This window comes from Olivibacter sp. 47 (assembly GCF_030372825.1).
In the GTDB taxonomy this organism is placed as follows: domain Bacteria; phylum Bacteroidota; class Bacteroidia; order Sphingobacteriales; family Sphingobacteriaceae; genus Olivibacter; species Olivibacter oleidegradans.
In genome coordinates this window covers 5,625,782-5,639,671 of sequence record NZ_JAUCNR010000001.1, presented here as the reverse complement: position 1 = coordinate 5,639,671, position 13,890 = coordinate 5,625,782, and the positions used below count along the sequence as shown (strand labels likewise).

Sequence of the window (13,890 nt, the reverse complement as noted above, 5' to 3'; positions counted from 1 at the left end):
TATCACATCTTGTTTCTGCCTGTCTTGAAGTCAGGCAGAAATATGATCGGCCCGATGGAGACTGCGAACACCTCGTGCTTAGGCAACCAGTTTCAAAAAACAATAGACTAAAGGCGCCGCCAACAGCAAGCCGTCAAATCGATCCAATAATCCACCATGTCCTGGCAACAATGATCCGGAATCTTTTACCTGAAAACTTCTCTTCAACATAGATTCCGTTAAATCTCCCCAGGTTCCGAATACAGAAATTATAACCGCTATCACACACCACTCCCAGCGAGCCAGATTGGCATAATAATGGTGTAAAATAAGACTTACACCAACACTTAAAGCTACACCTCCAATAAAGCCCTCCCATGTCTTCTTAGGCGAATGTCGTTCAAATAACTTCGTTTTACCAAATTTCATACCCACAAGGTATGCACCGGTATCATTTGCCCAAAGCATAAACAAGAACGACATAGGAAGATAGTATTCATAATGACCTCCCAGGAATCCGAGTCTGAAAAAAAACAGGAAAGGAATTACTGCATAGATAACACCTAAAAAAGTAAGTGCGATATTGTAAAAAGGCCGTTCGTTTTTTCGATATAACTCCCGCATGTAAATAAAGGCTAAAAGAGGAACAGAATACAATAATGCAGAAGGCGTTACAAAATTTAAATCCAGTAGTGCCACGATTATAAAAAGAACTATTCCCAATAAGGTACCGCCCAAACGATCAGGTTTTACACCCTCTTTATCTATTAATCTATAAAATTCGATTAAGCTAAGAATGGCTAAAACAATAAAGAATATACTAAATGCATAAGCCCCTGAAAGTACAGATGCCAGCATAACTAAAACGAAGAAAAAACCTGTTATTGCGCGCGTTTTCATGTGAGTAATAATGATTTTTAATTTATTTGCTTCGCTTTTCGTCTATAGAAATACAGAACGAAGATACCCGCAAATAAGCTGGCGATCGCCAAAGGCCACTGATTAAGTTCAAATGATAGTGAATCCAAAGGCTTGTTTGATTTAACAAGATAATAGGCAATAAGAATAGCTGATACATTATTAATAAAGTGCGCTGTTACCGGAAGCCAGATACTTCGTCCCCAAAAGTATAAATATCCACATAAAGCACCGATTAACATTCGGGGCAGAAATCCATAAAATTGAACGTGGATTGCGCTAAATATGGCTGCCGTTAGCCATATCGCCATATGCGGCTTCCCGATCCACTTAATAAAAATGTTCTGTAAGCATCCTCGGAATAAAAACTCCTCACCAACGGCTGCTAAAATTCCGATCATGAAGATGTTAATAATCAACCCGGTGAAAGATTTGCGGGATAAAAAGGCATTCGTCAAAGCCCCGGTTTCATCTTCTTTCGCGCGCATCCATTGTTCGATATTCTTCATAAAATCCGGAAGATGCATTTGCTCGTTCAATAAGATTGTTATTTCAAAAAAGGGTGAAAACACCACCATTAATAATAAAACCAATGCATAGAGCTTAACATTAGGCTTAAAGGATAAATCAAAATACGGTCGGTTGTTCTTTTCTATTCGATTAAGCAACAGGGATGGAACCACAAATGTTCCTATCGCTGAAAAAATCTGTGATATACTGATAAAGTTTAACTCATCCGCTGTTAATCCGGTAAAACCCTTGGCTCCTATTTGCAAAACATCACGCCCAAAAAGTAAAAAACCAATAAACACCCCCACTAAACTGAAAACGGTGGCAGAAAGCAATACCGTAATGAGTAAGTAAAGAAAAGACATACTTGGATGATTATCAGAACGATTATAAGGATAAGCACTCAATTTTTTATATTTTTGCAAACTTAGATAAATTGCCTTTTATATGCAATATAATCGCGTTGCATATAAAAGGAATTATCGGTCTCTCCTCTGCCTTTAAGAGCTTATTTTGTAGAGGAAATTATTTTAATGATTGAGTTGAATATAGATAATGTCTGTCAAGATAGGAAATAATATTGATTTAGGAGCCTTTCCGTTGCTGCTTGCTCCAATGGAAGATGTGAGTGATCCGCCCTTTAGGTATGTATGTAAACAGAATGGGGTAGATATGATGTATACCGAATTTATCTCTTCCGAAGGACTGATTAGACATGCGGCTAAAAGTAAGCAGAAGTTAGATATTTTCGAATATGAACGCCCCATCGGTATTCAAATTTTTGGCAGTGATATCAAAAGTATGGAAGAAGCTACTGAAATAGCCACTTTAGCCAAACCGGATCTCATTGACATTAATTATGGCTGCCCGGTTAAAAATGTAGCTTGTAGAGGGGCGGGGGCAAGTTTATTGCAAGACATTGATAAGATGGTAGCAATGACCAAAGCCGTAGTTAATGCAACGCATTTACCGGTAACCGTGAAAACAAGACTTGGATGGGACGATCATACCAAGAATATCTATGAGGTAGCGGAAAGACTACAAGATATTGGAATTCAAGCGCTTAGTATACACGGGAGGACACGATCACAAATGTACAAAGGAAATGCTGACTGGAGTTTGATCAAAAAGGTAAAAAAAAATCCGCGTATACATATCCCTATTTTCGGTAACGGGGACGTAGATAGCGTTGAAAAGGCCGCTGCTTGGCGTTTAGAATATGAAATTGACGGTATCATGATTGGCAGAGCTTCTATCGGTTATCCGTGGATATTTCGCGAAATCAAGCACTTTTTTGAAACAGGTACCTACCTTGACGGTCCTACCATCAAAGAACGAGTGGATGTGTGTAAGACTCATTTCGTAAAGTCAATAGAATGGAAGGGTGAGAAAACAGGTATATTCGAAATGAGAAGACATTACGCAAACTATTTCAAAGGTATTCCCAATTTCAAAGAATATAGAATGAAACTAGTAAGCCTAGATAAAGTACCGGAGATTAATGAAGTTTTAGATGAGATAGCATTTCAGTTCGCGGACGTCACGACTGATGTATAAATGAACAAAAATTGATAACGGAGTATTTCTATTTTAATTCTCCATTTCCTATATTGCCTCAAAATAAGAAAAGAATGGTTACTGAAATTACTGAAGGTGTTAAAGTTTCGGTAGAGGCAATATACCAACCGGAGTATTCCAATCCGGAAAACGAACATTTCATGTTTGCTTATAAAATCACCATAGAAAATATGAGCGACTACAATGTTCAATTATTAAGAAGACACTGGTTTATATTTGACTCAAATGGAACACATAGAGAAGTAGAAGGTGAAGGAGTAATTGGCCAGCAACCGCTCATTGCGCCTGGAGAACGGTATGAATATGTATCAGGATGCAACTTGAAGAGCGACATGGGCAGTATGCAGGGCAGCTATCAAATGTTGAGGGAAATAGACGGAGCGGTATTTGATGTAGTCATTCCTAAATTCCATTTAATTCCCGACCATAAGCTCAATTAATATATTCAATACCCCCTTCTATTGACAGATATTACTTAATTTTACAAAAATTTAGGTATTCTTTGATAGTTAGTCCCAATGCGTGTGGCTAGGCGCAATTTAGTATGATAAATAACTTCAAGAACTGTCAAGCTTGGTAGTTATGGTAAAAGATGGTGGCCAACATAAGATTAGCATTTTAATACATAACTACTTGTAAAATAAATATTTACATATAACAAATAACAATATTATAATTTGAGTATATTATCAGTAGAGCGTATAAGCCATACCTTTGGTGATCGATGGCTATTTAAGGACCTCACTTTTGGTTTGCAGAAGGGGGATAGGGTGGCGCTTGTCGGCATTAACGGAACGGGCAAATCTACCTTGTTAAAAATCCTTAGCGGAAAGACGATCCCTATCGAAGGAAAAGTAGTAAAAACCAAAGATCTGAAAATAGGCTATCTCGAACAAGAACCTTCCTTTGAAAATCTGACACTAGTGTCAGATTTTATTTATAGCATAGACAACGATATCCAGCAATTCATAAAGGAGTATGATTTTCTTATACGAACAGAGCAAACGAGTAATCCCCGTCTACAGGAATTGGCAGATATACTTACCATTAAAGATGCCTGGAATTTTGAAAATAATATTAAGACCATTTTGAATAGAATGGGTATTGTTGATTTAGAACAACCAATCAACAAACTTTCAGGTGGACAAAGAAAAAGACTGTCTTTAGCCAAGTTATTAATAGACGAACCGGACGTATATATATTAGATGAACCAACCAACCATTTAGACATTGAAACAATTGAGTGGTTGGAAAATTTGCTAACGATCGGACAGAAAACTATTATATTCGTAACGCACGACCGCTATTTTCTAGACAATATCTGCACCGAAATAAAGGAGCTTAATGAAGGAAACCTTTATTCTTATAAAGGCAACTACGGGTATTTCTTAGAAAAAAAGGCAGAACGCGAAATATCCGACACGGCATCTCTAGAGAAAAATAAAAACTTATTAAGAAAGGAACTTGAATGGATGCGTCGCCAACCCAAGGCACGCGGTACCAAGTCAAAAGCAAGAATTGATGCATTCTACGATTTGGAGGAAAAAACAAAAAGTGATAAGAGAAAGGACAGCCTTCGTTTAGACATTAAATTAAGTAGACAAGGTAATAAAATATTAGAGCTGAATCATATTAATAAGTCATTCGGAAAGCATACCATAGTTGATAATTTTTCTTACATTTTCAAGAAAGGAGATCGGATCGGTTTAGCAGGAAAAAACGGTAGCGGTAAATCTACCTTTCTCAATTTAATTACCGGTCAAGAGTTACCTGACAGTGGTGAAATCATCACAGGGGAAACAACTGTTTTCGGTTATTATAAGCAGGGCGGATTAAATTTCACCGAAAAGCAACGAGTAATTGATGTTGTCAAAGAAGTAGCTGAATACATCACAACCGGAAAAGGGGAGACCATTACTGCATCTCAGCTCTTAACTCATTTTCTTTTTACTCCCGAAAAGCAATACAATTTAGTTGAAAAACTAAGTGGCGGCGAAAAGAAGCGGCTTCAATTAATGCGTGTTCTTATCAAGAATCCCAACTTTCTTATACTGGACGAACCAACCAACGATTTAGATATCGATACCCTAAATGTTTTAGAAAATTTTTTAGAAAATTATACGGGAGTCTTACTTCTTGTTTCACATGATCGCTTCCTTATTGATAAACTTACCGATCAATTATTCATTTTTCAGCAAGAACAGCCAATAAGAATCTATAATGGAAATTATTCGGATTTCAAACTAGAGGAAAACCCAGTAAAGAAAGAAACAAAAACATCAAACACTACTGAACCTAAAAAAGATAAGGTCAAGTTATCTTTTAAAGAGAAACGAGAATTTGAGATTTTAGAGCAGGAAATTGCACATATAGAATTTACAATTAAAGAAAAAACCGAACAATTGCTATCTACTACAGATCATCAACTTATTACGATACTTTCGAAAGAACTAGAAGTACTAAATAACGATCTAGAAGAAAAGAGTGTTCGCTGGATAGAATTAGGAGAATTAATATAAACGTTTCACGTGAAACATAATAAAATGTTTCACGTGAAACACGACGAGTTATGTTTTCAAAATATAATGTTATTGTTGTAGGTGCCGGCCATGCCGGATGCGAGGCGGCGGCAGCGGCTGCTAACTTAGGATCAAAAGTGCTACTCATTACTATGAATATGGGTACAATTGCTCAAATGAGTTGTAATCCTGCCATGGGAGGTGTTGCTAAAGGTCAAATAGTTCGCGAAATAGATGCGCTAGGTGGTTATTCCGGGATAATCGCTGATAAAACCACCATTCAATTTAGAATGTTGAATTTATCTAAAGGTCCGGCCATGTGGAGCCCGCGGTCGCAAAACGACCGAATGCGTTTTGCTGAAGAATGGCGACTCCAATTGGAATCATTATCAAACATAGACTTTTGGCAAGATACCGTTAAAGAAATTATTGTAGATCAAGGACGAGCAAAAGGTGTTATTACGTCACTGGGAATACGAATCGAAGCGGATGCAGTTGTATTAACGAATGGCACTTTTCTAAATGGTATTATTCATATCGGTGAAAAAAAATTTGGTGGAGGTAGAACGGGCGAGAAGGCCGCCACTGGACTAACCGAGCAACTCATCTCAATTGGCTTTGAGTCTGGTCGCATGAAAACGGGAACACCTCCTCGTGTAGATGGAAGAACGCTCGACTATACCAAAATGGAAGAGCAGTGGGGAGACGAGAAAAGAGGTCGCTTCTCTTATCAATCCATTGATTTACCTCAAGAGCAACGCTGCTGTTGGATCACCTATACGAATACCAATGTTCATGATACCTTAAAAGAAGGCTTTGAAAAATCACCGATGTTCACTGGCAGAATTAAAGGATTGGGCCCTCGGTATTGTCCTTCTATAGAAGACAAAATAAATCGCTTTGCAGAACGTGATAGACATCAAATTTTTGTTGAACCCGAGGGATGGAGAACCCACGAGATCTATGTTAACGGCTTTTCCACATCACTGCCTGAAGATGTACAATTCAAAGCTTTGAGGCAAATTCCAGGTTTTGAAAATGCCAAAATGTTTAGACCTGGGTATGCGATTGAATACGACTATTTTCCGCCAATGCAATTGGATTTAACACTTGAAACAAAAAAGGTAAAAAACCTATTTTTTGCAGGGCAAATTAATGGCACCACCGGCTATGAAGAGGCAGCAAGTCAAGGCCTCATTGCCGGTATAAATGCGCATCAACGAATTAACGATCTACATGAACTTATACTTAAAAGATCAGAGTCTTATATAGGTGTTTTGATTGATGACTTAGTGACAAAAGGTACAGAAGAACCTTATCGTATGTTTACTTCTCGAGCAGAGCATCGATTACTTTTAAGACAGGACAATGCTGATATTCGACTAACACCATTGGCCCATCAACTTGGTTTAGCTTCGGAAGAGGCCTTAGATAAAGTGAAAACTAAAATTAGCAAGTCTGATGAGATAGTAGAGTACCTTCGCAAAACGTCTGTTGAAGCTTCTAAAATGAATCCAATATTGGAAAAATTATCTTCCAGTCCACTCACCCAAAATATAAAAATGTTCAATGTCCTTGCTCGACCTCAGGTAAATATCTGGAATTTAGCTGAAGCAAATAGTAGCTTAAAGGACTTGCTCGCTGATTTTTCCGAGGAAATAATAGAACAGGCCGAAATAAAGGTAAAATACGATAGCTACTTCGATAAAGAAATTGAGATTGTAAATAAAATGAAGAAAATGGAGGATAAAGAAATTAATCCGCATTTTGATTATAATCAACTGATATCCCTTTCAAAAGAAGCTCGGGAAAAACTTATAAAGATAAAACCGAGAACGCTCGGTCAAGCCTCTCGAATTTCCGGCGTATCACCAGCTGACGTTAGTGTTCTTATGGTTCATATGTCAAATTAATATAAAATATTGAATATCAATACGTTATATAAAAATTAAATAAAGCGATAAGAGACATTATCTTTTAAAAAACGATGCTAATCTCCAAAAAGAAGAAAAACGTGTTAAAAGGCTTAAAAATAAGCTTAAATACAAATTACCTTATTTTACTCATTCTTTTCGTCACTTTATTATTCAATACGCATTGTGCAAGCATACAGCAACCGATGGGAGGGCCAAAGGATAGCATTCCTCCAAAAGTTTTAAAAGAAACGCCTATCAACCTCAGCAGAAATTTTAAATCCAAAGAAATCGTTATCGAGTTTGACGAATTTGTTAAACTTCAGAACGAACTGAAAGAAATCAGTGTAACGCCTGATATGGATAAAATTCCAATTTATAAAATAAAGAAGAAATCCTTAGTCATTACCTTACCTGATACCCTGGAAGAAAAAACAACATACACCATAAACTTTGGAAAAGCCCTCGGGGATTATAACGAGGGAAATCCTTTACTAAATTACAGCTATGTCTTTGCTACTGGCGATCAAATAGATTCACTTAATATATCAGGTAATGTCAGCAACGCACTTACTTTAGAAAAGGAAAAGGAGGTGACGGTTATGCTTATACCTACCCGGCAAGATTCAATATTCGGTAAGAGAAAAGCGAATATTTTTACGCTTACCGATTCAGCAGGCAATTTCAAGATTCACAATCTAAAAGAAGATACATATCGCATTTATGCTCTAAAAGAAAAAAATAATGATCGTATATTTAACGGAACAGACGAGGAAATTGGCTTTTTAACTGACTCCTTCTTATTGAACAAGGACACTAGTAATATTCGTTTAGCGATATCTAAACCTGTTCCAACAACTTTCAGACTGCTCGACCGTAAAATTGAAAAAATGGTACGATAAATTTCATTTTTAATAGACCTATAACAAACCCCGATATTGAGGTCCTTAGCCCAAACTCCTTAGATCAGGATAAAATTGTAAATTATAGTTCTACACGGGATAGCGCTTCGATGTGGCTAAGTGAATTAACCTTCGATTCTTTAAAAGTACGTATTACCGAAAACAATCAGGTCTTAGATTCAACGACCATTCGCCGAAGCAAAAATGAAAAGTACGATCGGGATCTCATTATTACCGATAATATCAATAGCCAGAAGGTTAACAAAATAAAACACATCATATTAAACAGCACCGCTCCCATAAAGTCGTTTGACAAACAAAACATAATACTTACGGAAGATTCCGTTTCACGTACTAACTTCCAACTAGTAAAAGATACCAGCAGTAATAGATCGTACATTATACGGTACAATTGGCGCCCTAAACGAAACTATGAATTGGATCTAAAAGAGAATGCGTTTCAAGGCCATTTTGGTGAAAAATCAAAGGCTGTAAAGCGAAAGTTTACACTGGACGAAACGGAAAATTTTGGAGACGTTATTCTAAAATTAAATGTACCTGATACCATTGGAAATCAATACCTCGTTCAGATAACAAACGAAAAGAAGGAAAATATCTTTCTCTCAACTGCCATTCGGAAATCCGATCGCCTCGTCTTCAAGCAATTTCCGGGTGGGAAGTACTTAATTAGAATCGTTTATGATATAAATCGAAATAATAAATGGGACCCAGCTGATGTAGAAAAGCGTACACAGCCTGAAAAGGTTTGGTATCATAGTAAACCAATCACGGTTAGACCTAATTGGGAACAAGAGGAAGTCATCGATATACCGAGTGAAGATAAGTCGATGGAAGCTAATCCACCCCAAACCAACTAGCATATAGCACATAATTGTGTGGCAATTTATCTAACAAGGTCCTTTGTTCGGCTGTTAAGGGCTTAATCTTTTTTGCAGGTACACCAGCGTATAAAAAACCACTTTCACACACCATGTTTTCCAAAACAACCGCTCCCGCCGCTACAATTACATATTCCTCAATAACCGCCTTGTCCATCACAATTGCCCCCATTCCCACCAAACAATGATCCCTTAACGTACAGCCATGAACTATAGCATTATGTCCTACATTCACATAACTTCCTATATCCGTTCCATTCTTTAAATAAGTACCGTGAATCACCACACCATCCTGTATATTTGAATAATCGCCTATTCTAATATAATTTACATCCCCTCTTATAACCGCATTGAACCATACAGAACAATGATTCCCTATCGTTACATTACCAACTATGGTGGCGTTCTCTGCAATAAATGTATCAACGCCAATGCTTGGAGTCTTACTTAAAACAGCCTTTATTAATGCCATATACCTAAAAAACAGTGTCTATCAGCTCCTTTGAATGATTCGGATAGTCTGTAGTATAATGTAAACCTCTACTCTCTTTCCGAGCCATTGCCGATTTAATGACAATATACGAAACTTGGATGACATTTCTAAGCTCGCACAGTTTCACAGACAATTTCGTGTTCTTATAGAATTCTTCCGTTTCCTCATAAAGTAATTTGAGTCGCCGCATGGCACGTTCTAAGCGAAAATCCGAACGTACAATACCAACATAATCACTCATAATCTTCTGTGTTTCTCTTAAATTATGCGTAACCAAAATATCTTCGTTTGATAGCTGTGTATCCGTGTCATCCCAATCGGGTATATTAAGAGGTAAAGTGATCTTGTCAAAAACGCTTATTGCATGTTCAAATATCCGATGGGCATAAATCAAAGCTTCCAATAATGAATTGGAAGCTAATCTGTTAGCGCCGTGTAAACCGGTAGAAGAGCATTCGCCACAGGCGTAGAGATTATTAATAGAGGAAAGACCGAATTCATTTACCAAGATACCCCCGCAAAGATAATGAGCAGCGGGAGTCACGGGTATATAATCCCTCGTAAGGTCAATACCAATACTAAGGCATTTTGCATATATATTCGGAAAATGCTTCAAAAGCTCCACCTTATCGCGATGCGTAATATCCAAATAAACGTAATCGTCTCCCGATTTCTTCATTTCATTATCTATTGCTCGCGCAACGATATCCCTCGGCGCCAACGATCCACGATCGTCATACTCATACATAAACTCTTCTCCATTCTTCCTTCTTAAAACGGCACCAAATCCGCGCAACGCTTCTGAAATCAAAAATGATGGATACTCACCGGGGTTATACAACGAGGTAGGGTGGAACTGAATAAACTCCATATTTCTTACTTTTCCCTTAGCCCGATAAACCATTGCTATGCCGTCCCCTGTAGCAATCACCGGATTCGTAGTAGATGCATAAATATGCCCGGCTCCGCCGGAAGCCATTACAGTAATCTTACTTAAGATTTTTTCAACTTCATTTGTCAACGTATTTAATGCATAAATCCCATAACAGGTAATATCGTCACTGGTCTTATTAACAAATAAGCCGAGGTGATGTTGAGTAATGAGATCAACAGCAAAATAATGGGTTAATATGGTAATATTGGCAGACTGATGAACTTGCTCCAATAGAGCCCGCTCAATCTCAAAACCCGTAATATCTTTATAATGTAAAATACGATGTTCCGAATGTCCGCCCTCTCGCGCTAAATCATAACTACCTGTTGTTATTTCGTCAAAATGAGTTCCATATTGAATGATTTCCTTGATCCGCTCCGGACCTTCCTTAACAACGTTTTCCACAACCTTTTTATCACACAAACCATCACCAGCAACCAGAGTATCAGCGATATGCTTTTCAAAGCTGTCTGACTTATCCACAACGACGGCTACACCACCTTGTGCATACTTTGTATTCGATTCGTCCTCGTTCGATTTCGTAACTATCAGAACCTTACCATATTTTGCGGCCTTCAAGGCAAAACTCAGACCCGCAATACCCGAACCCACAACTAAGAAATCAACATTCGTCATATTGAAAAAATTATTTATTGATATCTTCCGTCAAAACGGTGGAAAAACATGTTAAATATGTGGATTTTTTTGTAAAAAGTCAGTGGAATAAAAAGAATAACTTGTTAAGAAGCCATCATATTCACATTTACCAGAACTTTTAGATTATTTATCCATCCGATGAACCGCTAGTTCCTAACCAAAATTCCGTCATAAAAAACTGACAAAAAAATATGGAAAGAAAAAACAGCAAAATAAATAGCGATTGTAAATCAATTCATTAACTTATCAATAATGTTAAAAACTTGTTGATAAAAATAGAACATCAAATAAAACAAGAAAAAAGATAATCCCATTTTCTAACATTACTAACACACTAATAAACGATAAGAAGATTTTATATAAAAAGAATTATTGTTTTTATTGAACAGTGGAAAAGCCACAAAATCCGATTTCATTTTCTTTATGTACATTTGTATAAGTGAACTATGCTTAGGCTAAGAAAATGGAAAACTATACTGAACAACTGACTGCTAAAGGCTATATCGATGAAGCAATTGACCCTCGACTGGATTTAGTTCAAGAGATCAACAGGCTTAAAAAGGAAAAGAACGCAGTTATTTTAGCACATTATTATCAGGATGCTGAAATTCAAGATATCGCTGATTATATTGGGGATAGCTTGGGGCTTTCTCAAGAGGCTGCAAAAACAGATGCTGCTATAATCGTTTTCGCCGGTGTTCATTTTATGGCTGAAACAGCTAAAATTCTATCACCCACAAAGAAAGTGTTGCTACCGGATCTTAAGGCAGGCTGCAGCTTATCAGATAGTTGTCCACCCCATTTGTTTGCGAAGTTTAAAGAGCAATACCCCGATCACCTTGTCATTACCTATGTCAACTGCACAGCCGAGTTGAAAGCACTTAGCGATATTGTGTGTACATCATCCAATGCCGTACAAATCGTTGAAAGCCTGCCGAAAGATCAAAAGATTATTTTCGGACCTGACAAAAACTTAGGCGACTATGTAAAAAAGAAAACCGGCCGAGACCTTGTTCTTTGGAACGGTGCATGTATGGTACACGAAATATTTTCGCAAGAGAAAATTGATCGTTTACGATTGCAGTTTCCTGATGCGAAATTTATTGCACACCCCGAGTGTGAGGAACATATTTTAAGGCAGGCTGATTATATAGGATCGACCACCGGTTTATTAAACTATACCATAAAAGACCCAGCTAGTACCTACATTGTTGCGACCGAATCGGGTATTATTCATCAAATGCAGAAAGCTAATCCACAGAAGACCTTTATACCCGCTCCTCCTAATAATGCATGTGCATGCAACGATTGCCCGCATATGAAGCTGAACACCTTAGAAAAGCTTTATAACGCTATGAGGTTTGAATTACCGGAAATAGATTTGCCACTGGACGTGATAAACAGAGCAAGGAAGCCAATTGAGCGTATGTTGGATATATCTGCACAATTCGGACTCTAAATTAGAAATACATACTATATTAATTCTACATGTTTGATAACAAAGAGAATACCGGTTTAGATAAACTGGGCGAGTTTGGCCTCATTGACCTGATTAATAAATCAATTGAAATAAAGGAAGAATCAACCGTAAAAGGCATAGGAGACGACGCTGCGGTTATTCAGCATGGAGGAAAACAGACACTTATTTCAACCGATTTATTATTGGAAGGTGTACATTTTGACTTAAGATATGTTCCGCTTAAGCATTTGGGATATAAAGCGGTACAAGTAAACTTAAGTGATATTTACGCGATGAATGGCATTGCCACTCAAATAACCTTTTCTATCGGCTTATCGAGCAAGTTTCCTTTAGAAGCAGTTGAGGAGTTATACGCAGGAGCTATTCTAGCATGTAAGAAGTACAATGTGGACTTGGTGGGAGGAGATACATCCGCTTCCAAGCAGGGATTAGTTATTAGTGTGACGAGTATAGGTTATGCTGATTCTTCCGCTGTAACCTATAGAAATGGGGCAGAGGAAGGTGATTTGATTTGTGTGTCCGGCGATTTGGGAGGGGCTTATGTCGGTCTTCAGTTATTAGAACGGGAGAAGCAAATATTTTTAGAGAATCCAAACATTCAGCCCGATCTGGAAGGAAAAGATTATATTGTAGAAAGGCAATTAAAGCCTGAAGCGCGACGTGATGTCGTTCAATTGCTTAAGGAACTTCAAATTAAGCCAACGTCGATGATTGACGTATCTGACGGATTAGCCTCCGAAGTTTTGCACCTATGTAAACAATCATCAAAAGGCTGCAGATTATACGAAGAAAAAATCCCTATTGATCAAATGACCTATGACACAGCGCGCGAGTTCGGATTGGATCCTACGGTCTGCGCACTTAGTGGAGGGGAGGATTACGAGCTGCTATTTACCATTAAGCAGAGCGATTATGAAAAGATAAAAGGTGATCTGGATATCAGCGTGATTGGGTATATAATGGAAGAGAACGCTGGATGTAATTTAATATCAAAAAGCGGAAATCTATACCCAATTACTGCGCAGGGATGGAACGCATTTAATTAGTTAACAGGTAGCGGTTAACCGGTAAATAAATTATAATCGGTAAACTGCAAATTCTTCACCGG

At 37.7% G+C, this 13,890-nt stretch carries 12 protein-coding genes; 8 read left to right on the top strand and 4 right to left on the bottom strand.

The genetic code is table 11. The features are described 5' to 3' along the window. Window positions 1-78: 78 nt before the first annotated feature. The gene (locus tag QT327_RS24410; protein ID WP_130854624.1) at window positions 79-879 is read right to left on the bottom strand and encodes a phosphatidate cytidylyltransferase; all 801 of its coding nucleotides are present in this window, start codon (window positions 877-879) and stop codon (window positions 79-81) included. A 17-nt stretch (window positions 880-896) separates the two neighbouring features. Beyond that, window positions 897-1,832: a CPBP family intramembrane glutamic endopeptidase gene (locus QT327_RS24405; protein ID WP_130854625.1), complete on the bottom strand. Its 936-nt coding sequence runs from the start codon at window positions 1,830-1,832 to the stop codon at window positions 897-899. A 130-nt stretch (window positions 1,833-1,962) separates the two neighbouring features. On the opposite strand from QT327_RS24405, the gene dusB reads away from it, so the two are divergent. The 6 genes from dusB to QT327_RS24375 all read left to right on the top strand — a co-directional run bounded on the left by dusB (window position 1,963) and on the right by QT327_RS24375 (window position 9,197). Next, the gene (gene dusB / locus QT327_RS24400) at window positions 1,963-2,964 is read left to right on the top strand and encodes a tRNA dihydrouridine synthase DusB (protein ID WP_130854626.1); all 1,002 of its coding nucleotides are present in this window, start codon (window positions 1,963-1,965) and stop codon (window positions 2,962-2,964) included. A gap of 74 nt (window positions 2,965-3,038) precedes the next feature. Continuing rightward, window positions 3,039-3,425 carry a Co2+/Mg2+ efflux facilitator ApaG/CorD gene (gene apaG, locus QT327_RS24395; protein WP_013664593.1) on the top strand — a complete coding sequence of 129 codons (387 nt, stop codon included), beginning with the start codon at window positions 3,039-3,041 and terminating at the stop codon, window positions 3,423-3,425. A gap of 237 nt (window positions 3,426-3,662) precedes the next feature. Then, window positions 3,663-5,504: an ABC-F family ATP-binding cassette domain-containing protein gene (locus QT327_RS24390; protein WP_130854627.1), complete on the top strand. Its 1,842-nt coding sequence runs from the start codon at window positions 3,663-3,665 to the stop codon at window positions 5,502-5,504. Between the two features lie 50 nt (window positions 5,505-5,554). After that, on the top strand, window positions 5,555-7,417 hold the full coding sequence (gene mnmG, locus QT327_RS24385; protein WP_289554208.1) for a tRNA uridine-5-carboxymethylaminomethyl(34) synthesis enzyme MnmG: 1,863 nt from the start codon (window positions 5,555-5,557) through the stop codon (window positions 7,415-7,417). Window positions 7,418-7,491: 74 nt separating this feature from the next. Beyond that, window positions 7,492-8,319: an Ig-like domain-containing domain gene (locus QT327_RS24380; RefSeq protein WP_289554207.1), complete on the top strand. Its 828-nt coding sequence runs from the start codon at window positions 7,492-7,494 to the stop codon at window positions 8,317-8,319. A gap of 110 nt (window positions 8,320-8,429) precedes the next feature. Next, window positions 8,430-9,197 (top strand): hypothetical protein, encoded by a 768-nt coding sequence (locus tag QT327_RS24375; RefSeq protein WP_289554206.1) that lies wholly within the window; start codon window positions 8,430-8,432, stop codon window positions 9,195-9,197. Here QT327_RS24375 and QT327_RS24370 read toward each other — a convergent pair. Then, window positions 9,175-9,690 (bottom strand): gamma carbonic anhydrase family protein, encoded by a 516-nt coding sequence (locus tag QT327_RS24370; protein WP_013664589.1) that lies wholly within the window; start codon window positions 9,688-9,690, stop codon window positions 9,175-9,177. The two genes, QT327_RS24375 and QT327_RS24370, sit on opposite strands and share 23 nt — an antisense overlap. A 4-nt stretch (window positions 9,691-9,694) precedes the next feature. Continuing rightward, entirely contained in the window at window positions 9,695-11,281 is a 1,587-nt protein-coding gene (gene nadB, locus QT327_RS24365) for an L-aspartate oxidase (RefSeq protein ID WP_130854630.1), read from the bottom strand. Between the two features lie 484 nt (window positions 11,282-11,765). Here nadB and nadA point away from each other — a divergent pair, with 484 nt between their 5' ends. Together nadA and thiL are read left to right on the top strand one after the other, a co-directional pair. After that, window positions 11,766-12,761 carry a quinolinate synthase NadA gene (nadA, locus tag QT327_RS24360; protein ID WP_130854631.1) on the top strand — a complete coding sequence of 332 codons (996 nt, stop codon included), beginning with the start codon at window positions 11,766-11,768 and terminating at the stop codon, window positions 12,759-12,761. Window positions 12,762-12,790: 29 nt separating this feature from the next. Further along, the gene (gene thiL / locus QT327_RS24355; protein WP_013664586.1) at window positions 12,791-13,828 is read left to right on the top strand and encodes a thiamine-phosphate kinase; all 1,038 of its coding nucleotides are present in this window, start codon (window positions 12,791-12,793) and stop codon (window positions 13,826-13,828) included. Window positions 13,829-13,890: the final 62 nt, after the last annotated feature.